The organism is Shinella sp. OV683, assembly GCF_057787725.1.
Genome location: NZ_CM173543.1, coordinates 4030361 through 4050473 on the forward strand (window position 1 = coordinate 4030361; position 20113 = coordinate 4050473).

General features: G+C 58.5%; 21 protein-coding genes. 15 read left to right on the plus strand and 6 right to left on the minus strand.

Going from position 1 to position 20113, the window contains the following annotated elements; all coding sequences use genetic code 11:
- Positions 1–58 precede the first annotated feature (58 nt).
- Positions 59–736: a response regulator gene (locus ACXHRN_RS19560; protein ID WP_488641952.1), complete on the plus strand. Its 678-nt coding sequence runs from the start codon at positions 59–61 to the stop codon at positions 734–736.
- Entirely contained in the window at positions 723–2081 is a 1359-nt protein-coding gene (locus ACXHRN_RS19565; protein WP_488637973.1) for a sensor histidine kinase, read from the plus strand. The genes ACXHRN_RS19560 and ACXHRN_RS19565 overlap by 14 nt, the downstream gene beginning before the upstream one ends.
- Positions 2082–2252: 171 nt before the next feature.
- Here ACXHRN_RS19565 and ACXHRN_RS19570 read toward each other — a convergent pair whose 3' ends face one another.
- Complete coding sequence (locus tag ACXHRN_RS19570; RefSeq protein ID WP_488637974.1) at positions 2253–2873, minus strand: hypothetical protein; 621 nt, start codon at positions 2871–2873, stop codon at positions 2253–2255.
- Between the two features lie 275 nt (positions 2874–3148).
- Between ACXHRN_RS19570 and ACXHRN_RS19575 the strand changes: the two genes are divergently transcribed.
- From ACXHRN_RS19575 to ACXHRN_RS19615, 9 genes are all read left to right on the plus strand, one after another.
- The gene (locus ACXHRN_RS19575) at positions 3149–3547 is read left to right on the plus strand and encodes a DUF930 domain-containing protein (protein ID WP_488637975.1); all 399 of its coding nucleotides are present in this window, start codon (positions 3149–3151) and stop codon (positions 3545–3547) included.
- A 192-nt stretch (positions 3548–3739) separates the two neighbouring features.
- Entirely contained in the window at positions 3740–4183 is a 444-nt protein-coding gene (locus ACXHRN_RS19580) for an NUDIX hydrolase (RefSeq protein WP_488641953.1), read from the plus strand.
- A gap of 63 nt (positions 4184–4246) precedes the next feature.
- Positions 4247–5803, plus strand: a complete 1557-nt coding sequence (locus ACXHRN_RS19585; protein WP_488637976.1) for an inorganic phosphate transporter — start codon at positions 4247–4249, stop codon at positions 5801–5803.
- Between the two features lie 9 nt (positions 5804–5812).
- The gene (locus tag ACXHRN_RS19590) at positions 5813–6550 is read left to right on the plus strand and encodes a 16S rRNA (uracil(1498)-N(3))-methyltransferase (protein ID WP_488637977.1); all 738 of its coding nucleotides are present in this window, start codon (positions 5813–5815) and stop codon (positions 6548–6550) included.
- A gap of 120 nt (positions 6551–6670) precedes the next feature.
- Entirely contained in the window at positions 6671–8044 is a 1374-nt protein-coding gene (locus ACXHRN_RS19595; RefSeq protein ID WP_488637978.1) for a glutamate--cysteine ligase, read from the plus strand.
- Positions 8045–8163: 119 nt separating this feature from the next.
- Positions 8164–9012 (plus strand): DUF937 domain-containing protein, encoded by an 849-nt coding sequence (locus ACXHRN_RS19600; protein ID WP_488637979.1) that lies wholly within the window; start codon positions 8164–8166, stop codon positions 9010–9012.
- 538 nt (positions 9013–9550) lie between these two features.
- On the plus strand, positions 9551–10177 hold the full coding sequence (locus ACXHRN_RS19605; RefSeq protein WP_488641954.1) for a sugar transferase: 627 nt from the start codon (positions 9551–9553) through the stop codon (positions 10175–10177).
- An 80-nt stretch (positions 10178–10257) separates the two neighbouring features.
- Positions 10258–10836, plus strand: coding sequence for a hypothetical protein (locus ACXHRN_RS19610; protein ID WP_488637980.1), 579 nt, complete (start codon positions 10258–10260; stop codon positions 10834–10836).
- A gap of 155 nt (positions 10837–10991) precedes the next feature.
- A complete protein-coding gene (locus ACXHRN_RS19615; RefSeq protein ID WP_488637981.1) occupies positions 10992–11867 on the plus strand; it encodes a calcium-binding protein in 876 nt (291 codons plus the stop codon).
- A 73-nt stretch (positions 11868–11940) separates the two neighbouring features.
- Here the strand turns inward: ACXHRN_RS19615 and ACXHRN_RS19620 are convergent, their stop codons facing one another.
- From ACXHRN_RS19620 to ACXHRN_RS19640, 5 genes are read right to left on the minus strand one after another with little or no spacing between them, the layout of a single operon-like run.
- Positions 11941–12729 carry a heme ABC transporter ATP-binding protein gene (locus tag ACXHRN_RS19620; protein WP_488637982.1) on the minus strand — a complete coding sequence of 263 codons (789 nt, stop codon included), beginning with the start codon at positions 12727–12729 and terminating at the stop codon, positions 11941–11943.
- A gap of 7 nt (positions 12730–12736) precedes the next feature.
- The gene (locus tag ACXHRN_RS19625; protein WP_488641955.1) at positions 12737–13810 is read right to left on the minus strand and encodes a FecCD family ABC transporter permease; all 1074 of its coding nucleotides are present in this window, start codon (positions 13808–13810) and stop codon (positions 12737–12739) included.
- A 53-nt stretch (positions 13811–13863) separates the two neighbouring features.
- Positions 13864–14745: a heme/hemin ABC transporter substrate-binding protein gene (locus tag ACXHRN_RS19630; RefSeq protein WP_488637983.1), complete on the minus strand. Its 882-nt coding sequence runs from the start codon at positions 14743–14745 to the stop codon at positions 13864–13866.
- 8 nt (positions 14746–14753) lie between these two features.
- Positions 14754–15800: a hemin-degrading factor gene (locus ACXHRN_RS19635; protein WP_488637984.1), complete on the minus strand. Its 1047-nt coding sequence runs from the start codon at positions 15798–15800 to the stop codon at positions 14754–14756.
- 37 nt (positions 15801–15837) lie between these two features.
- Entirely contained in the window at positions 15838–16044 is a 207-nt protein-coding gene (locus ACXHRN_RS19640; protein ID WP_488637985.1) for a hemin uptake protein HemP, read from the minus strand.
- A gap of 176 nt (positions 16045–16220) precedes the next feature.
- On the opposite strand from ACXHRN_RS19640, the gene ACXHRN_RS19645 reads away from it, so the two are divergent.
- From ACXHRN_RS19645 to ACXHRN_RS19660, 4 genes are all read left to right on the plus strand, one after another.
- Complete coding sequence (locus ACXHRN_RS19645; RefSeq protein ID WP_488637986.1) at positions 16221–17588, plus strand: energy transducer TonB family protein; 1368 nt, start codon at positions 16221–16223, stop codon at positions 17586–17588.
- Positions 17589–17761: 173 nt separating this feature from the next.
- Positions 17762–18013, plus strand: coding sequence for an acyl carrier protein (locus ACXHRN_RS19650; RefSeq protein ID WP_488637987.1), 252 nt, complete (start codon positions 17762–17764; stop codon positions 18011–18013).
- Positions 18013–19194 (plus strand): acyl-CoA dehydrogenase family protein, encoded by a 1182-nt coding sequence (locus tag ACXHRN_RS19655; protein WP_488637988.1) that lies wholly within the window; start codon positions 18013–18015, stop codon positions 19192–19194. The genes ACXHRN_RS19650 and ACXHRN_RS19655 overlap by 1 nt, the downstream gene beginning before the upstream one ends.
- Positions 19195–19200: 6 nt before the next feature.
- Positions 19201–20109: an amino acid--[acyl-carrier-protein] ligase gene (locus tag ACXHRN_RS19660; RefSeq protein ID WP_488637989.1), complete on the plus strand. Its 909-nt coding sequence runs from the start codon at positions 19201–19203 to the stop codon at positions 20107–20109.
- Positions 20110–20113: the final 4 nt, after the last annotated feature.

Below are 20113 nucleotides of genomic sequence, written 5' to 3' on the forward strand. Positions count from 1 at the left end.
GGATGGCCTAAGCGTGACCATGATCGTAGATTACTGCGATCCGCAAACAGGGCACCACATGCGCATCCTACTGATTGAAGACGACCGAAAGATCGCAGAGTATGTCACCAAGGGCTTCTCTGAGGCGGGCCACGCTTGTGATATCATCGATAACGGGCAAGATGCGCTCTTCCAGGCGACACGCGAACCCTATGATGTCCTCGTCGTCGACCGTATGATCCCCGGCCTCGATGGTCTTTCCGTTGTTAAGGCTATTCGCGCGGCTCGGGTGAAGGTCCCCGTGATCTTCCTCACCTCCGTTGGGGGTGTCGACGACCGGGTCGAGGGGCTTGAAGCCGGCGGCGATGATTACCTCGTCAAACCCTTCGCCTTTTCGGAGCTAATGGCGCGTGTGAACGCGCTCGCCCGTCGACCGCCTGTGACCGAACAGAAAACTATCCTCCGGGTCGCCGACTTGGAACTCGACCTCGTGAGGCGAAAGGTGACTCGGGGCGGTCAGACAATCGATCTCCAACCGCGAGAGTTCACCCTTCTCGAAGTTCTTATGCGCGGTGAAGGTCGGGTATTGACGCGAACGATGCTTTTGGAACTGGTCTGGGAGTTCCATTTCGATCCCAAGACCAGCGTTGTCGAAACCCATATTAGCCGCCTTAGGACCAAGATCGACAAGCCATTTGCCGTTCCGCTGCTCCACACTGTGCGCAATACTGGATATAGCCTCCATGCGCCTCGGTAGTCTGTGGCGATCAACGCCATTCCGCTTGGCCGTCACCTTCGCCGCGATATTCGTGGCCGCCTTCCTTCTGACTGGCGTTGTCACCTATCAGCTGTTTAAGCAAGAGCTGCTTGCCAACCTGGATCGCTCCATTACTGAGTTGCATACACTGGTGGCGTCGACCTACGGCACAAACGATCTCGAAGACCTCACCGGAACTGTGGACACCTATTCGAAGCTGACCAAATCTCGGGACCGCGTCTTCGCTTTGATCGATCAGTCAGGAAACCTGCTTGCTGGGAATTTCCAACCCGAGGCAGTAAGCGAAGGGGTGTCAACCGAACGCGGAACCACGCTAGGCCTTGGTTATTCTGGTGACTATCGTTTGATGTCAGGACCGGTTGGGGGCAACCGGTTGATCATTGGCCAGAGTTTCAATGAAACTGATCACTTGGAAGATATCGCTTTGCGAAGCTTTATCTGGGCAACAATCGGCGTCGTAGTCCTAGCTGTAGTCGGCGGATTGTTGGTAGCTGTCCGTGCTCAGCGCCGTCTCGATGGCATTGCGAATGCTATGACGGCCGTTTCGCACGGCGAGTTGAACACTCGGGTCCCGCTGAAGGGCAACAGCGACGATATCGACGTCGTTTCCCACCAGATAAATGAAGCACTTGATCGCCTCTCGACACTCGTTGAGACCATGCGGCAGGTAAGTTCTGACATCGCTCACGAATTAAAGACTCCCCTCAATCGCCTGAAAATGCATATCGAGGATGCCGTCGATGGTGGCGAACACGGGAGAAACGTCGCCGAGAGCTTGCAGAATGCTCGCGACGAAGCGGATCAAATCAACGCAACCTTTGAAGCATTGCTTAGGATTTCCCAGATCGAGGCGGGAGCGCGGAAGACGCGATTCCGGCAAGTAGACCTTGTCCAGGTTTTAATCACCGTGGGAGAAATCTATGCTGACGTCGCGGAAGATGCAGGCCTTTTTCTCGTGGACAGGGTCGATGGGCACGACGAAGTGCCCGTCCATGGGGATCGCGAACTACTGACACAGATGTTCGTCAATCTAGTCGAAAATGCAATCCGACATTGTCCGCCTGGTACCGGGATCAGCATCGCTATCGACAGACAGAGTGGTCATGCGGTCGCTTCGATTGGCGATAATGGACCGGGCATCCCAGCGGAGGAACGAGAGAAGGTCTTCCGTAGACTTTATCGCCTCGACAAGAGCCGCACGACAGCAGGCAGCGGGCTCGGTCTCAGCCTCGTCAAGGCGATCGTTGACCTGCACGGTGGAAGCGTTGAACTCCAGGACAACGGTCCCGGTCTCCGCGCGGACGTGAGATTGCCACTTGCCTAGACAATCGCCAAGGGACGTTCGGATTTGGGTATTAGCCACTTCCCAAGCAACCAGCACAGGCATGCCCAAGCCGATCCCACACTCCATCCACCAAGCGTGACTCTTCTAAGCAGGCTTCTCATCAGCGCATTCCCGGACGGCGAACCGCTTCACACTTTACCTGGGAGTGCGTTATCTGGCGCATACATTGCGATCGAGATTGGTCTTCCAATAGTGTCCGCCCAGATGGCGGGCACCGCCGAGGCATGAAAAGGCCTTGGGCATCTTGTCGAGCCAATCATCGGGGCGTTCGCCAATTTCCAGCGCCAGCATTTCCCCCAGGCGATCCGATGTATCGTAGGCGATGCCCTGTTCCACGTCAAAGAACGGGCCAATTGCAAGATACGCGCCTGCAGCTGTTGCTTGGAGTGGCGCGGCAACAGCAATGCCCTGTTTTGCCTGCTCGGCAGCGCCGGCCAGATCCTTGCCGATGACGTGGATCTGCCATTCGTCACCGACAAACCTTCCAGCTGATATCAGCGCCACGCCAATGAGCGGAACAGCGAGCCAATGGAACGTCGCCTTCCAGCGCTTTCGGACAGCCGCGTAGATCGCGGCACCAATCACCCAGATCAGGACGCCGAGGATAAAGACCGCAAGCAATATGGCGGGATAGATCGTTACGACGAGGGCGAAGAGAAAATCGTCGCTGACATCGATGGCCAGCACCAGCAGAAACAGCGCTAGCCACCAGAGACCGATAACGATCGGGCGACAGAGGCGCGGGTTGGGTTTGTTTCGGACCTCTGTCATCGCGCCACTGCCTGCCACCGGAATTCTTCATCCACAGCTTAAGACGCGGCAGGACCACGGTTTATTTCGACGGGGCAATTGCGGCGCTCCACCGTCACATTCTGGTGGAATTTCCGCCTTATTGCACACGTCGCGCTTCCTGGGCGAAACCCTGGAGCGGCGCAGTGCGGCGCACATCATCCGACCCTTGGTTGATTGCCAGAGACTCTCATGGGGTCTACATGGTCCTCGCTTTCACAGTGAGAACCATAAGATTTGAACGAGGAAAGACCAGAGTGTTGAAATCCGTAAGTGCGGCCACCGCGTCGCTACTGTTGGCCTTTTTGCCCTCACCGAGCCATGCGCTCGATGCCGAGCTCAAGGCCCAACTCCTGAAGCTCGATCCGAAGACCCGGCTCGAACAGGCCTGCGACACTGAGGCCATGGTGCGGATCAAGAAGGACGACAATCCTTACCGTCCCGACAAGGTGATCGCCTATACGTTCAGAGATCCGACCTACGGGGCGAACTCGCTCAATGCGCCCGGCGCAGTCTTTCGCAGCAAGGGCGAATGGTACCACCTTTCCTACAAGTGCCATACCGATGCCGAAAATCTCAGCGTGCAAAAGCTGACGCTCAAGATCGGCGACAAGGTCTCGCATTCAAATTGGGACAAATACTACTTATACGATTGAAAAAAGGTACCAGTTTTGGGACAGGTTTTGACTCTTTCTGTGTATTGACCGGGGAAAGGCGAAACAAATTCATCAAAAAGCTGCAAATAGTCTGCTACACTAAAGGTTAGTGTATTTCAGTGATTCTCAGATGCGCAAAGGCGGTAAACTGATTTGAACATTATGTCGGGTATTGCGGAATCCGTTCATCTGATGTTCCGGCGTCCGCGCCGGGAACAGTTCGCGGCCCTGTGCTACCGGATCGCCAAGGGCGGCAAGACCCCGGAAATTCTCGTACTGACAAGCCGCGATACCGGCCGCTGGGTCATACCCAAGGGCTGGCCGATGGGCGACAAGCCCGGCTACGAAGTCGCCAAGCAGGAAGCCTGTGAAGAAGCCGGGGTGGTCGGCGAGGCTGAGCAGCAGCCGGCGGGATACTATACTTACGACAAGTACCTGGACCATGGCGTGAAGGTGCCATGCCGCGTGCAGGTGCATGCGATAGAGGTGACCGACGTGCTCAAGGAATTCAAGGAAAAGGGCAAGCGCAAGATCGAGTGGGTCAGCCCCAAGATCGCCGAGCGGCGCGTGCAGGAACCCGAGTTGAAACAGCTAATCCACCGCTTTTCCGAGCGCTTCGGCGCTGCCACCGGCTGACGGTCTCATTTCCAGTTGCCGCCAATTCCGATTGGCATTATGCGGCGTTAACCGGAAGACGAAATGAGCGAGCCGCAATCCCCGTTTGAAAAGCCGACGCTGGACAAGGATCTCGAGAAGCTGGGCTTCATCGAGACCGCGACCCAGTTCGTGCTGTTGCGGGCGGCGGCACCCGGCCTGGGACTGATATTCGTCGCCGCTGCGGCGCTGTTTGCCGGCGCATTCGTTTCTTCCAATCCCGGTGGGATCGTCATCGTGGTCGCCGTCATTTTCGCGGCCTACATGGCCATGAATATCGGCGCCAACGACGTGACCAACAATGTCGGCGCAGCGGTCGGGGCAAAGGCCATCAGCATGGCCGGCGCGCTGATCATTGCAGCGATCTTCGAAATCGCCGGCGCAATGATCGCCGGGGGCTCGGTGGTGGAAACCATCAAGGCAGGCATCGTCAGCCCGTCGCTGGTGCCGAATGCTGACGAGATGATCGTCATCATGCTGAGCGCATTGTTGTCGGCGGCGCTCTGGATCAATATCGCCACCTGGACCAATGCCCCGGTTTCGACCACCCATTCGATCGTCGGCGGCATCATGGGTGCAGGCGCGGCGGTCGCCGGGCTTGGCGCCGTGCATTGGTCGCTGCTGGCAGGCATTGCACTGAGTTGGGTCGTCTCGCCTATTCTTGGCGCGGCAATCGCAATCGCTCTTCTCTGGTTCATCAAGGAAACGATCATCTACCGCATCGACAAGATCGTCGCTGCACGACGGTGGGTGCCGTTTCTGCTGTCCTTCATGACAGGATCGTTCGCATCCTATCTGCTGTTGATCCTGGCTGAGACCGTGGAGCGCTTTCAAGTCTGGCATGCCATTGTAATCGGTGTAGCTCTCGGTGTGGCGAGCCATTTCTGCTACCGCTACTTCGTCGCCAGAGCTTCCGCCGAACTTGAGAATCGCAACCAGTCACTCAAGGTGCTATTCCGCCTGCCGCTGGTCTTCTCGGCGGCGCTGCTTTCTTTCGCCCACGGCGCCAACGACGTCTCCAACGCGATCGGTCCGCTGGCGGCGATTGTCGAAGCCAGCGGCATCCAGACCTTCGCGCGCAACGGCGACGCACCTTATTGGGTCACCGCGATCGGCGCCTTCGGCATCTCCGTTGGGCTACTGTTGTTTGGGCCTCGATTGATCCGCATCGTCGGCGTCCAGATCACCCGCCTTAATCCGGTGCGTGCCTATTGTGTGGCGACGTCGACGGCCGTGACGGTGACCATTGCCTCTGCTCTCGGCCTGCCGGTCAGTACGACCCATATCGCCGTCGGCTCCGTATTCGGCGTCGGGCTGTTCCGCGAGTGGTATACCGCCAATTCCGCACGCCGTCGCGATTATATCGAGCGCAAGGCTGAGCTCGGCGATGTGTCTGCGGTCAAGACCGTGGCCAAGGCAAAAAAGACGGATCCGGACGCCGACGAGGATGACGATGCTGGCAGCGCGGAGCATCACCACTACCGCTATCTGGTCCGCCGCTCCTATCTCAGTTCCATTCTTGCTGCCTGGGTAATCACTGTGCCGATCTCTGGCCTGCTGGCCGCGGCGCTTTCCTTGCTGCTCTCGCAATTCAATTTCTGAGGAATGACAATGCGCGCCAATTTCCGTATGCAGCGGCTGTATGTGGAGCACGATCTGATCGCGGGCCAAGCTGTTCCCGCCGATAGTGATCAGTTCAACTACCTCGCCAATGTGCTGAGGATGGAAGACGGCGCCGAGTTGCTGGTCTTCAACGGGCGAGATGGCGAATGGCTGGCGCGCGTTGCCTTCCCGTCGAAGAAAAAGATCGCGCTCGTGCCCGTGGAGGTTACCCGTCCGCAGCCGCCGGCATCGGATCTTCACTATCTCTTCGCCCCGCTGAAGGTCGGGCGGCTCGATTATATCGTCCAGAAGGCGGTGGAGATGGGCGCCGGCGTCATCCAGCCGGTGATGACCCAGCATGTCCAGGGCAAGATCACCTCCATCGATCGATTGCGGGCAAATGCAATCGAGGCGGCAGAGCAATGCGGCATCCTCGCCATTCCCGACGTGCGCGAGCCGGTGCGGCTGACTGCGCTGCTGGAGACTTGGCCAAAAGAGCGGCGGATCATCTACTGCGACGAGGGCGCGGAGACCAACAATCCCGTCGCTGCGCTGAAGGCGATCACCGAGGAGCACCATGCCTTGCTGATCGGCCCCGAAGGCGGGTTTTCGGAAGACGAACAGCTGACCTTGCGTGGTCTCGATTTCGTCACCGCGATCCCGCTCGGCCCACGGATCCTCAGGGCAGACACCGCGGCTGTGGCGGCTTTTGCACTGATCCAGGCCACCGTCGGCGACTGGGAATGATCAGCAAAATTTGACCGGGGCTTGAATCCTTTTCACTTGCAAAACATCTGAAGACGGTACAAGCAAATCTCCCGGCGGCCTGCGGACCTGCAAGCCCTCTCCATTGATGAAGAATTCGACATGGCCCGTGATACCACCGACAGCACATTTGTCTCCTCGATCGACGATTTGACCGACTATATTGCTGCCGGTGAAAAGCCGGAATCCGGGTTCCGGATCGGCACGGAGCACGAGAAATTCGTGTTCTTCACCAAGGACAATTCGCCCGTTCCCTATCACGGCGAGGCCAGCATCAAGACGCTGCTCGACACGATGCAGACGCGGCTCGGCTGGGAGCCGATCATCGATGCCGGCAACATCATCGGCCTTGCCGAACCCCACGGCATGGGCGCAATCTCGCTCGAGCCCGGCGGCCAGTTCGAACTGTCCGGCGCGCCGCTGCTGACGCTGCACGAGACCTGCAAGGAAACCGGCCAGCATCTTACGCTGATGCGCGAAATCGGCGAGCCGCTTGGCATTGCCTTCCTCGGCATCGGCGGCAGCCCGAAATGGACGTTCGAAGAGACGCCACGCATGCCGAAATCACGCTACGGCATCATGTCCCGCTACATGCCGAAGGTCGGCAGCCAGGGCCTCGACATGATGTACCGCACCTGCACGATCCAGGTAAATCTCGACTTCTCCTCCGAGATCGACATGCGCCGCAAGATGCAGGTTGGCCTGAAGCTGCAGCCGCTTGCCACGGCGCTGTTTGCAAGCTCGCCATTCACGGAAGCCAAGCCGAATGGCCTGAAATCCTGGCGCGGCGACATCTGGCGCGACACCGACAACCAGCGCGCCGGCCTCATTCCGTTCGCGTTCAAGCCGGATTTCGGCTATATCGATTATGTCGAATGGGCGCTCGACGTGCCGATGTACTTCATCGTCCGCGATGGCGCCTATTATGACTGTACGCATGTGACCTTCCGGCAGTTCATGGCTGGCGCCTTGAAGGGCGAAGTTGCCGATTGGCAGCCCAACATGGGCGACTGGACCAACCATCTCTCCACCCTCTTCCCGGACGTGCGCCTGAAGCGTTTCCTGGAAATGCGCGGCGCCGATGGCGGCCCGTGGCGCCGCATCTGTGCCCTGCCCGCCTTCTGGGTGGGCCTGCTTTATGACGGGGCAGCGCTCGACGCCGCAGAGGCTTTGACCAAGGACTGGAGCTACGAAGACGTGCTGGCGCTGCGCAATGCAGTGCCTGCCGAGGCACTGAATGCCAGGATGGGCAACCGCGATCTGTTCGAAATCGCCAAGGAAGTCGTCGAGATTTCCCGCCAGGGGCTCGTTGCCCGAGCCAACAGGAATTCTTCCGGCCAGGACGAGAGCATCTACCTCGCGCCGCTCGACGAAATTCTCGCCAAGAAGTCGACGCTGGCCGACGACATGCTGTCGCTCTGGAAGGGCCGCTGGCAGGGTGACATCGAACAGGTGTTCGAAGACTACAAGTACTGACGCCTTCGCGATCGGGCAGATGTAAGCGCAGCCTTCCCGCTGCCTTTAAAATCCTGTTTGATAATCACAAATTCCCGTTATAGTGGGCACTGTACTGCTGCGCCCACGAAAGGATCGTCATGCTTCCCCTGTTCGACCTGATGATGAAAGCGCAGGATGGCCATGCCGTAGAGGCGATGTCCAAGCAATTCGGCTTGGCGCAGGAGCAGATGAAGGAAGCCATGGCGGCGCTGATGCCCGCCTTTTCCACCGGCTTCAAACGGACGGCGACCAGCCCATATGACTTCTCGTCGCTGATGTCCTCGGCAATGTCAGGCAATTACGCCCAATATTTCGAGGATATGGCAAAAGCGTTCACACCGCAGGGCGTTGCCGACGGCAACAATATCCTCGGGCAGATCTTCGGCTCCAAGGATGTGTCGCGCGCTGTGGCCGCGCAGGCCGCGCAAATGTCCGGCATCGGCCAGGACGTCTACAAGCAGATGCTGCCGATCGTCGCCAACACCATGGTGGGCGGCTTCTTCAAGCAGATCGCCGAACAGTTCCAGGCCACCGGCGAAGCGATTGCCTCGGGCAATCCCACCGGCGCATTCGACCAGTGGATGCAGGCTTCCGGCCTTGCCCACAAGCCCAAGCCGCAAGCCGCCAATTTCTTCGACAACCCGTTCACCCAAGCACTGCAGACAATGTTCAACGGCCCCTCGTCGGCGCAGCCGGCGGCGAATGCCAACAATGCCTTTGCCAACAATCCATTCTTCCAGATGTTCCAGACGATGATGACCCCGCCAAACGCGGCAGAGCCCGAAAAAACCGCTACCGCGCCCGATGCTGCGGCGAGTTCGGCATTCTCCGATATGGTTAACCAGATGTTCGACAGCGGTATCGAAGTGCAGAAGAACTATCAGAAAAGCATGGATAGCATCTTCGATACTTATCTGGCGGGCTTCAAGCCGACCAACTCGAAATAGAAAACCCGGTTTTGCAACATTCGTTGCTGCTAACATACTTATCTTACACTGCCATCATACAACATCTATTCTAGAATACTTCAATTTTTCTCGATTTCATCGAGCATCTCTGTGCCATTCCAAGACAGATCGCGAAAGGGCGAGAATTTCGAAATGCAGCAGACGCATGGCAGCAATGCAAATATGCATGACTGCAAGGCCCATTCTTGGATTTTTTTGCTTAAAAACAATGCCCACTAGCAAATTCTATCGTAGATTCAGCTGTTTCTGCCTTATTTATGTGCTCTTTCTCGCATCAATAGCATCTGTCGCGCCAATGCGGCATGGAACTGACATGGTCAAACGTCCGTTAATAGCTGGTGACATTCAACCGTGTTTGGTCTAACGAGTAACGCACCTGCAAAGAAATAATCAATTCAGGCAATCAGTTATGCATCCTGGCACCATCAGCAACACGATCGCCCTCCCGGTCGCCGTCAACAGCGGCGCGATGACGAACGCAAGCCATGCCTTACCGGGCATCAAGGACGAAAGCTGGATGCGCGCCGCGCTGGACAAGCCGGTGCAATTCGCCGTCAAGCGCGCGACCGATATCGCCGTTGCCGGTGTGGCTCTTCTCGTTCTCCTGCCGTTTTTCCTCGCGATCGCTGCTGCGATCGTCATCGAGAATCGTGGACCTGTATTTTTCACCCAGCAGCGCTGGGGCCGTGGTGGCAAGCTGATCCGTATTTTCAAGTTCCGCTCGATGCGCTCCGACATGTGCGATGTCACGGGCGTTGCGCAAACCACTGAAAACGATCCGCGCGTCACCCGCATCGGTGCTTTCCTGCGCAAGACCAACCTCGACGAGTTGCCGCAGCTGTTCAACATCCTGGTGGGCGACATGTCGCTGGTTGGCCCTCGCTGCCACGTGCCGGGCATGCTGGCCGCTGGTCGTCTTTATGAGGACCTGGTGCACGAGTATCACCTGCGTCATCTCGTGCGTCCTGGCCTTACCGGGCTTGCACAGGTCAACGGCCTGCGTGGCCCGACCGATCGCGAAGATCTTGCACGCGGCCGTATCGCCCACGATCTGGAATATGTCCGCAATTTCTCCTTCTTCGCCGACATCAAGATCATGGTCAAAACCTTTGTCCAGGAATTCCGGGGCGGCACGGGTTTCTGATAGAACTGACGACGAATTCTGCTAGGCTGAACCGGAAGATGAAGATCTTCCGGTTTTTGTTTTTGGCGAGATGAGGCGTGATGACGGGCCGATCACCTTTCCTCTGCAGTGTTGCTTGCGCCGTCACACTCTTATCGATCTCCTCCGGCCGTGCCGACGAGAACATTCTCTGGTCGCAAACCCCCATTCGCATCGACAAGTCCAAACAGCACTATCAACGGCTGCCGGCTGTTCAGGTCGCCATCGACCGCCGCACCTGGCTCGTCGTGCCGCCGCGGATCATGGTGCTCGACAGCGCCCGTTTCACAGCTGACGGCAAGATCTACCACATCGCCGACATTCATCCGGTGCAGCCGACGCGGCTTTGCAAAAGCATGCAGGGCGGCGGACGCTGGGGCTGTGGACGCATCGCGGCAATCCTGCTTGGCAATCTGGTGCGTGACAAGAAACTACTCTGCGATGTCATTGCCGGTGACAAGGAAATCGTGCTCAATCGTTGCGCATCGGGCAACAAAGATGTGGCAGCGGAAATCCTCGGCAAGGGTTTTGGCCGCGTGAATGACGATAGTCCGCTTTTGCCCTTCCAGGCCGAAGGCCAGAAGAACGGCACCGGACTCTGGCGCGATCCAGACTGCAAGCTTGATTTCGATAAATGCTGAGAACTTGCGCTCTGATGCCTTTCCAAAAAGCGCGTGATTTCAGCGCTCAGTATTCCTGATTGTTTTTGTCGAGATAAGGTGGATTTATCTTGACACCTTTTGTCATGTTTAATACCTCACCGAAATACTCAAGTTTTCGATGAAGGAATGGTTCCATGGCAATCACGATCAGTGTCAGCGATTACAACAACGATGGCACGGGCATCAATTTCACTGCCTATCTCAAGCACTTCGAAAAGACTTTCGTATCGACCGGCTATGGCGGCTTCAGCGGCAAGACCTCCGGCGATGTCTACGACGCCGACAACCCGCTCGGCGCCAAATCCTACGTGACCACCAATTCGGATACCGACGGCGGTGACAGCGTCATATTCAACGCTTCGGGCAAGTTCATCTACGATTTCTACAATGGTCACGTGATCTCGGGCAATTTAACCTCGCTGGTTTTCGGCGGCGATACCCAGACTACCGCGCTGACCGGCGACGACGTGAAGTACACCAATAGCGGCGACATCACCATTTCAGGATTTGGCGGCATCACCACAACATCGGAGTCGGGCAAGGGCATGATCATGGGTGACATCATGGATGGCATCACCGACAGCCTGACGGACTTGCTGGCAAGCGATTCGATCGTCTTCAAGGGATCGACCGGCAAGGATGTCTTCAGCGGCTATAACCACAATGACAAGCTCAATGGCGGCGCTGGCAATGACACGCTCAGTGGCGCCGGCGGCAATGACAAGCTCAATGGCGACACGGGCAGTGACAAGCACAATGGCGGCTCGGGCGCGGACACGTTCTACTTCGCCAAGGGCGACGGCAACGACAAGATCGCCGACTTCCAGGAAGGCAAGGCCGGCAAGGACGTTATCGAGTTCCAGAAAGGGCTGTTCGACAACTACGCCGACATTATCGAGCATGCGGTGCAGAAGAGTGGCAACACGATCATCACCTATGACGGCGGCAAGGTGACGCTGGTCGATGTGCTGCTGGCCGACCTCCACAAGAGCGATTTCCATCTGCTCTGAGTCGGCGTCACGATCCGGATACTGAAAACCCGCGGCCTGTGCCGCGGGTTTTCTTCGTGCCGATTCTCGTTGATCAGGCTGCGGCCAGTAGTGGGAAAATCCGGAGCTGTCCGGTGCTAGGATCGCGGGACACCGACAGCGGGCATCCATAGACGGCCTCGAGATGGGTCTCCGTGAACACCTCTGCGGGTGTCCCCTCGACATGCTTGCGACCATCCTTGAGCATCACCACCTTGTCGGCGAACATAGCCGTCAGATTGAGGTCGTGCATCACGGCAAGCACGCCGCCGCCGTCGCGCGCAAAGGCACGCGCCAAGGTCATGATCGCCAGTTGATGCTTCACGTCCAGGCTGGCGACGGGCTCATCCAGATAGAGCCAGCGTGGCCGGCCGTCACGCACGGGCGACGAGATCTGGCAGAGCACCCGCGCCATATGCATGCGCGCCTGCTCACCGCCTGACAGCGCCGTGGCGACACGGTTCTCGAAGCCGGAAAGGTCGACCGCCGCAAGCGCCCGCGCCATGACCTGCTCAGCCTCCAGGCGGCTGTGGACGTCGCCTGCGACAACTCCCATTTCGAGAATCTCACGCACCTTGAAGGGAAAGCCGAGACTGATCGACTGCGCCAGTACGCCGCGATCCATGGCCATTTCATGAGCGCTCATCGACTTGAGGTCGCGGTTGCCAAACCGAATGCGGCCGGCATAGTCGCGCTCGCCCGAGAGCGCCCGTAGCGTCGTCGTCTTGCCCGAGCCATTGGGGCCGATGATGGCGGTCAGTTCGCCCGGACGGGCGCTGAAGGAGAGGCCCCGGATGACCTCACGGCCGGCCAGCGAGACGGATATGTTGTCGACGTCAATCATCTCAACCTCACATGATCCGGCCGGAGCGACCCTTGAACAGGATCCACAGAAAGAATGGCGAACCGATCAGCGCGGTCAGGATGCCGATCGGCAGTTCGGCGGGCGCGACGATGGTGCGGGCAATCATGTCGGCCACCAGCAGCAGGCTGCCGCCAAGCAGCACGGAGGCGGGCAGCAGGAAGCGATGGTCGGGCCCGGTCGTCAGGCGAATCAGGTGCGGCACGATGATGCCGACAAACACGATGCCGCCACTGAAGGCGACAGCGACGCCCGTGGCGGCCGCGACGAGCAGGATGGCGATACGCTTGAAGCGTTCGACCGGTACGCCCATGTGGAACGCCGCGGCCTCGCCAAGAGTAAAGGCATTGAGGCCGCGTCCAAGGAAGGGAACGACACTGAGTGCGGGAACGATGACCAGCGCCGCGACACCGGCCTTCTGCCAGGTCGACCCCGCCAGAGAGCCGAGGCTCCAGAAGGTGATGTCGCGCAATTGCCGATCGTCGGCCATGTAGATCAGCAGCCCGGTCAGCGCCATTGCCAGCGCCGACACTGCAATGCCGGCAATCAGCAACGTGCCGATCTGGGTTTCGCCGTCTCGCGAGGCGATCTTGTAGAGGACGAATGTCACGACAAGCCCGCCACCAAAGGCAGCAACCGGCAGCGCGAAGATGCCAAAGAGGGCCATGAATGGCGCGAGCAACGTGGGACCGAAGACGATGCAGCTGACCGCACCGAGGCTGGCGCCAGAAGAGACGCCGACGACGCCCGGATCGGCGAGCGGATTGCGGAACAGGCCCTGCATGACCGCGCCCGAGACAGCCAGTGCGGCGCCGGTGAGGAACCCGAGCACAGCACGGGGCAGGCGGATGTCGATGATCACCACCTGATCGCGAAGCAGCATTGAGGCGTCATCGGCCGAGCCGTCGCGCACCATTGCGCCGAGGACATTCAGGACCGATGCCGTGCTCGCCCCGGTCATGACCGAGGCGGCAAGGATGGCGATTGACAAAAGGCCGAGCAGGATAAGGCCAATCGTCATGCGATCGGATGAACTCGGAGATTTGCCGATACCCAGCGTCATCGGTGCGGCGCCGCTCCCTTTTGCATCCATCTGCAATGTCATTCCGGTTCCGATCAGCTGCCGTAGAGTGCTTTGGACAGCTCGCGGATCGCCTCGGCCGTGCGAGGACCGAAGCCCAGCATGGTCATTCCGCCCTGGCGAATCAAGGCCTTGTTCTGGCCGGCCGGCGTCAACGCGATCGCCGGATTGGCGAGTACGTCCTCGTCGGATGCGCCGGGCCCACCATCGCTCATCATCAGGATGACATCCGGCTTGGCTGACACGATCGCTTCATCGTTGAGCGCCTTATAGCCGTGGAAATCAGCCGTCGCATTGATGGCGCCGGAAAGCTTCAAAATGCCGTCCGCCGCGGTGTGCTGGCCGGCCGCCATGATCTTGCCGTTCTGCAGGGTGAGCACGAAGAGAACCCGCTTGCGCTTGTCTTCCGGGATGTTGGCGACAGCGGCACTGGCGGCATCGACATCGGCGCCCACGTTTGCCGCCAGTTCGTCGGCTTTGCCCTCGGCATTCAGCGCCTTGCCGACCGCCTTGATCTTGTTGACAATGCCGTCACGATCATAACCCTCGGGGATCTTGACGATCGGCACGGACGCCTTGGAGAGGACGTCGACCGCCTCCTTGGGGCCGCTGCCGTCGATCATCAGGATCGCCGACGGATTGACGGACAGGACGCCTTCCGGAGAAAGCGCCCGCATATAGCCAACGTCTTTCAACGCCATCGCGGCTTTGGGGTAGAAGCTGGTCGAATCGCGCGCCACAAGCCTGTCGCCTTGGCCGAGTGCGTAGACGATCTCCGTCACCGCACCGCCGATCGAGACCAGTCTTGACGTGTCCAGCGGCTTGGCGTCTTCCGCCCGCGCGGGGCCAAAGCCGATCGAGGCAACTGCCGCTAGTGCCAGCAGCGCGCGGCGCGCGATTGTCATTCCAGTCATCATCTAACCCTTCAAGCGGCTTCGGCAGTTTTGGTTGTTGCAAGGCCCTCGACGAGCGAACGCCATTCGACCATCTCGACATTGCCTTCCTTGCGCTTGCCGAAGAACTGGATGATCATTTCGCCGTCCTTGTCGTAAGCTTCGACCGACGTAACGTGACCGTCCTTGGTCGGCTTGCGAACGGCCCAGGCCTCGGCGATGTGATCGGCGCGCAGATGCAGGTGGAAGGTCGGGTCCATGACATTCAGCCACGGCCCCATTGCCTGGATGTTGCTGACCGGGCCGGTGTGGATTTGCACGATGCCCTTGTTGGCGACAAAGCACATCAGGTTGATCTGGGCTTCGGCCGACTTGCGGAAGAACTCCTCGGCAGCGCCATCGGCGAGTTTCCAGGCATAGTCTTCGCCGACATTCTGTACAGCCGCCTGGCGGTCGATATCGAGTTTCTTCAGCATGCCGAAGAACTCATGCGTATCGGTCATCTTGCTCCAGGAGTCGCGCAACGCCTCGACGTCGAAGCCTTCCTTGCGTCCGGAAGCGAGCTTGGTGAAAGGCTCGGCGCCGAATTCCTGGCTCTGGTCGTCGAGGCGGAAATCGGCAACGATCTTCTCATAGGCTTCCAGATTGGAATCTGGGCGAAGATGAACCTTGTGAATCGCTTCGCCTGTCTTGTCGAAATATTGCAGGCTACGACGGACCGTTTCGCCATCGGTCTTGGTAACAGCAAAAGCGTGCGCCCAGACCCAGTTGAAAATACGCAGGTCGATATTGGCGCCAAGGGTCAGCGAGGTCTTTTCGCCGATCTGGATATTCTCGTAGACACCGATCTTCTCATGCACGGCGCTCTCATTGCGGCTGAGTGCCATGACCTCGCCCATTTCGGGCGCACGCTCGAGCAGGCGATTGGGGTTGGCATCGATGCGGATCGCGGAAATGCCGACTTCGGCGGCCACGAGCGCTGCTTCCGAGATGCCCAGATTGGCGGCGATATCGCGCTCGCGCAGTTTTGGGTTTTCTGCGTGGTAGGCGCGGATTTCGGCCGGTGTCTTTGCAGTCATCTTAATATGTCCCTTTTCCCTTGGTTATTTACCTGGGTTATTTGTTGAGAATGAGTTTTCCCTGTTTGGTGATCTTCATCCGATACGCCGCCCCGGCGTGGTGGATAACGATTTCGCGACCGCCTTCAAAAAGAGTGCGGGTATCGTATTCCGGCAGGTGAGCGACCGTTCTCGGCGCGCCATGCGCCTCGCCGCTTTCGGTCTTTTCGTGCTCGGGCACGGACTTATCTTCCGCCGCGATCATACGGTTTCCCTATTCAAAGGCTGAATTGATTGTTGACTTCGTTACTCATATTTCTTTAATGACGCAATACCAGTCTGTTAAAGTCAACTTTAAATTTTCAAATGCGACATGCGGCTGGATGAATGCGATGCGAAAGGAGCCGTTTTCATGCGGCACCCGAAGAAAATTCAGAAGCGATGCGCAGCAGCGAACGAGGGGCGGCATTGAAGCCCGCCGACGAAAAGGTCATCCGGCTGACGGAATTGCGGTTCAAGCCGGCCAATTCCAATGACGCTGCGCGTGCTGTGCTTTCACATCACTTCTCCCAGGTTCCGAAATGCTCCTTCGCCAAGGACGACGGCATCTCGCAATATATCAGCTCCGAAACCGGCATGGATGCCGCACCAACCTCACCCCACAATCACATCGCGCTGCATGACGACGTACCGGCAATTGCCACCGAGGTCGGCGACTATTCGAAGAAGTCGCGCTTCAGGCTGCTGCGGGATGCGTTCGCCGCGGCGCTGGTGCTGCATGCGCTTGCCGCCTTCGCAATCCTCTTTGTCAAAGTAACCTTGCCAGCCGACGATGCGATGGTGGAGGGAGTGACCGTCGTCAGCCTGGTGGTCGAAGGAGCCGAGGCCGAGCAGGTCTCCGCAGGTGATAAGGACACTCCCGATGAGCCCATCGAAGAACCGGTGGAAGTCGAGATCAGGAAACCGGTCGAAAAGCCGATAGAGAAACCCGTCGAGCCGATAAAGCAGCCTGAACCGGTTCAGGCCAGGACCGAGGAAATCCTCAAGGATGTTCCGATGCCGGCCTTGACGTCAAACGCGCCGGAAATCCTGACGGCGCTCGATAAGGCTGAGCCCAAGACCGAAGTCGCGCCGCAGCCGGTTGTCGAACAAAAGCTCATTGAAGAGCAGCCGATAGAAAAAGTGGCCGCGGCCATGCCGGAGAAAATCGAGCTGGAGGTCAAGCCGGAGCCCGTACTCAAGACTGCCAATCCTTTGCCGCATCCGGTTTCCAAGCCGCGCGAGATCGAGCCGGTCGTCAAAGAGATACCAAAACCCGAAGAGAAAAAGGCCGAGGAAAAGCAGCCGGAGCCGAAGAAGGAAGAGCCGAAAAAGAAGCCTGAGAAGAAGGAAAAACCGGTTGAGAAGCGCCGGAAAAAGGGTAACCAAGCCAATGCCGAGATAAGCAGCCGCAAGGGCGCTGATGAGTCCAAACGGAAGGGCGACACGAGCAATGACGACTCGCGCGGCGTCTCAAACAACCGTGAGATCGGCAACGCGGCACGTTCGAACTACAAGGGTCTGGTGCAGAAGAAGCTGCAGCGCGCCAAAGGCCGGGTCCGCAATCCAGGCAAGGGCAGCGTCGTGGTGTCATTTACGATCACGGCCGGTGGCGATGTGTCGGGCCTTCGCCTATCCAGAAGCTCTGGCAGCGAAAAGATCGACGCCGCGGCCTTGAAGATCGTCAACAGCGCCGCCCCCTTCCCCGCGATTCCCGCCGAAGCCGGACGCAAGAGCTGGCCAATGTCGGTGCCGATCCAATTCAAGTGAACGCATGGTAAATACAAGATTAACCACAAGCATAAAATTGCATTGTAGAATATTATTCCGAGTTAACTAAGCGATTTAGTTAATTCTTATATCCTTTTGCCTATAGTCTGTGCCAATCCGGAATGAATATCCGTAAACAGATAAATAATACAGGCAGATGAAGGAGTATGGGGATGAGCACTGCTGTCCGTGATCTTTTGAAGAAACACGCCGGCCTGCCGGTCAATGTCGATGAACTTGCCGATGGCGCCGACCTCTACGCCGCTGGCCTTTCGTCTTTTGCCTCGGTGCAGCTGATGCTGGCGCTTGAGGAGAAATTCGACATGGAGTTCCCCGACAGCCTGCTGAACCGCAAGTCGTTCCAGAGCATCGAAGCCATTGAACGCACGGTCAATTCCATCATCCAGGACAGAAAGGTCGCCTGATGAACATCCCCGTCAATCTGGCAACCGGTTCGCTCGCCGACCGTGCCCTGCGCGTCGCTTCGGTGGCGAAAGCCTATGCCGATTGCGTGGACCAGAAGGGCTGCTTTCCCGAGGAAGCCGTCAACGCGATGAAGGCCGAGCGGCTGCTGTCGATTCAGGTTCCGATTGAACTCGGCGGCGAAGGCGCTTCGACCGGCGAGATCGCCGAGCTTTGCTCGATCATCGGCCAGAGCTGCGCATCGAGCGCGATGATCTTTGCCATGCATCACATCAAGCTTTCGAGCCTGGTAGAGCATGTGACGAACAGCGACTGGCATCGCGGTTTCATGAAGAAAATCGTCTCCGACCAGCTGTTAATCGCTTCGGCGACCACCGAAGGCGGCATCGGCGGCAATCTGCGTAATTCCATCTGCGCGATCGAGATCGATGGCGACACCTGCCGCCTGACCAAGGATGCCACAGTCATTTCCTATGGCTCGCGGGCCGATGCGATCCTGATCACCTCGCGGGCGCATGCTGATGCCGCGCCGAGCGACCAGGTGATGACCGTGTTCCTGCGCAATCAGTACACGATCGACAAGACCCAGGATTGGGACACGCTCGGCATGCGCGGCACCTGCTCCGAGGGCTATCTGTTCAAGGGCGAAGCCGGCAAGGAACAGATCTTCCCGAAACCGTTTGCAGAAATCGCCGCGCAATCCATGCTCGCCAACAGCCACATTCTGTGGAGCGGCGTCTGGTATGGGATCGCAGTTGATGCCGTCAATCGCGCCCAGGCTTTTGTCCGCGCGGCGGCCCGCAAGCAGCCGGGCACGGTACCGCCCGGCGCCATTCGTCTGGCTGAGGTGTCAAACCTTTTGCAGATGATGAAGTCGAATGTCGTGGCGGCGATCAAGTCCTACGACGAAGCGCGCCGCGACGAGGACAAGCTGTCCTCGGTTGCCTTCGCGGTGGCCATGAACAACGTCAAGATCGCCTCTTCGGAGACGATCCTGACGATCATCAACCATGCGATGCTGATCTGCGGCATCATGGGATACAAGAACGGCACGCCGTTCAGCCTCGGGCGGCACCTGCGCGACGCGCATTCCGCCCAGCTCATGATTTCGAACGACCGAATTCTCGGTAACACTTCCAACATGCTCCTGATCCACAAGCAGGACACCAGCCTATTGGGGTAATTCGTTATGGATATGCAAGTTTCTCTGCTCGACCGCCTGTTTGAATCCGGCCTGCTGATCGAAACCGGCGTTGACGGACTTTATGGCCGTTCGGGTCAATTCGAAGACGTCATTGCAGCCTTCGAGCGCCTGATCGATCGTGTCGGCGGCGCTGATGGCGCAGAAGCCATCCGCTTCCCGCCCGGCATGAGCATGGCCTATTTCGAAAAGGCCGGCTACATGAAGAGCTTTCCGCAGCTCGCCGGCACCGTGCATTCCTTCTGCGGCAACGACCATGACCATATGAGCCTGCTGCGTTGCATGGAAGAAGGCGGCGACTGGACCAAGGAGCAGAAGGCGACCGACATCGCGCTGACGCCGGCTGCCTGCTACCCGCTCTATCCGACCATCGCCAAGCGCGGCGCACTGCCGGCGACCGGCGGTCTCTACGACCTGCAATCCTATTGCTTCCGGCATGAACCGTCGAAAGAGCCGACCCGCCAGCAGATGTTCCGTATGCGCGAATATGTCTGCATGGGCACGGAAGCTCATGTGACGGATTTCCGCCAGATCTGGATGGACCGCGGCGTCGAGATGTTGAAATCGCTTGGCCTCGATGTCGAGATCGACATTGCCAACGACCCCTTCTTCGGCCGCGCCGGCCGGATGATGGCCAACAACCAGCGCGACCAGAACCTCAAGTTCGAGCTGCTGATCCCGGTCAATTCCGCCGCCAACAAGACTGCCTGCATGAGCTTCAACTATCATCAGGACGCATTCGGCACCAAGTGGGGCCTGAACCTGGCAGATGGCAGTGTGGCGCACACAGCCTGCGTCGGCTTCGGCCTTGAGCGCATCGCGCTGGCGCTGTTTGCCCATCACGGCCTCGACACCAAGGTCTGGCCGGATGCGGTGAAGAAAGTGCTCTGGGGCTGATCCA

What these genes read in the sequence shown, in the direction of transcription:
- ACXHRN_RS19560 (WP_488641952.1), top strand. Translation starts at nt 59, where the DNA reads ATGCGCATCCTACTGATTGAAGACGACCGAAAGATCGCAGAGTATGTC.
- ACXHRN_RS19565 (WP_488637973.1), top strand. Translation starts at nt 723, where the DNA reads ATGCGCCTCGGTAGTCTGTGGCGATCAACGCCATTCCGCTTGGCCGTC.
- ACXHRN_RS19570 (WP_488637974.1), bottom strand. Translation starts at nt 2,873, where the DNA reads ATGACAGAGGTCCGAAACAAACCCAACCCGCGCCTCTGTCGCCCGATC.
- ACXHRN_RS19580 (WP_488641953.1), top strand. Translation starts at nt 3,740, where the DNA reads ATGTTCCGGCGTCCGCGCCGGGAACAGTTCGCGGCCCTGTGCTACCGG.
- ACXHRN_RS19585 (WP_488637976.1), top strand. Translation starts at nt 4,247, where the DNA reads ATGAGCGAGCCGCAATCCCCGTTTGAAAAGCCGACGCTGGACAAGGAT.
- ACXHRN_RS19590 (WP_488637977.1), top strand. Translation starts at nt 5,813, where the DNA reads ATGCGCGCCAATTTCCGTATGCAGCGGCTGTATGTGGAGCACGATCTG.
- ACXHRN_RS19595 (WP_488637978.1), top strand. Translation starts at nt 6,671, where the DNA reads ATGGCCCGTGATACCACCGACAGCACATTTGTCTCCTCGATCGACGAT.
- ACXHRN_RS19600 (WP_488637979.1), top strand. Translation starts at nt 8,164, where the DNA reads ATGCTTCCCCTGTTCGACCTGATGATGAAAGCGCAGGATGGCCATGCC.
- ACXHRN_RS19605 (WP_488641954.1), top strand. Translation starts at nt 9,551, where the DNA reads ATGCGCGCCGCGCTGGACAAGCCGGTGCAATTCGCCGTCAAGCGCGCG.
- ACXHRN_RS19610 (WP_488637980.1), top strand. Translation starts at nt 10,258, where the DNA reads ATGACGGGCCGATCACCTTTCCTCTGCAGTGTTGCTTGCGCCGTCACA.
- ACXHRN_RS19615 (WP_488637981.1), top strand. Translation starts at nt 10,992, where the DNA reads ATGGCAATCACGATCAGTGTCAGCGATTACAACAACGATGGCACGGGC.
- ACXHRN_RS19620 (WP_488637982.1), bottom strand. Translation starts at nt 12,729, where the DNA reads ATGATTGACGTCGACAACATATCCGTCTCGCTGGCCGGCCGTGAGGTC.
- ACXHRN_RS19625 (WP_488641955.1), bottom strand. Translation starts at nt 13,810, where the DNA reads ATGACGCTGGGTATCGGCAAATCTCCGAGTTCATCCGATCGCATGACG.
- ACXHRN_RS19630 (WP_488637983.1), bottom strand. Translation starts at nt 14,745, where the DNA reads ATGATGACTGGAATGACAATCGCGCGCCGCGCGCTGCTGGCACTAGCG.
- ACXHRN_RS19635 (WP_488637984.1), bottom strand. Translation starts at nt 15,800, where the DNA reads ATGACTGCAAAGACACCGGCCGAAATCCGCGCCTACCACGCAGAAAAC.
- ACXHRN_RS19640 (WP_488637985.1), bottom strand. Translation starts at nt 16,044, where the DNA reads ATGATCGCGGCGGAAGATAAGTCCGTGCCCGAGCACGAAAAGACCGAA.
- ACXHRN_RS19645 (WP_488637986.1), top strand. Translation starts at nt 16,221, where the DNA reads ATGCGCAGCAGCGAACGAGGGGCGGCATTGAAGCCCGCCGACGAAAAG.
- ACXHRN_RS19650 (WP_488637987.1), top strand. Translation starts at nt 17,762, where the DNA reads ATGAGCACTGCTGTCCGTGATCTTTTGAAGAAACACGCCGGCCTGCCG.
- ACXHRN_RS19655 (WP_488637988.1), top strand. Translation starts at nt 18,013, where the DNA reads ATGAACATCCCCGTCAATCTGGCAACCGGTTCGCTCGCCGACCGTGCC.
- ACXHRN_RS19660 (WP_488637989.1), top strand. Translation starts at nt 19,201, where the DNA reads ATGGATATGCAAGTTTCTCTGCTCGACCGCCTGTTTGAATCCGGCCTG.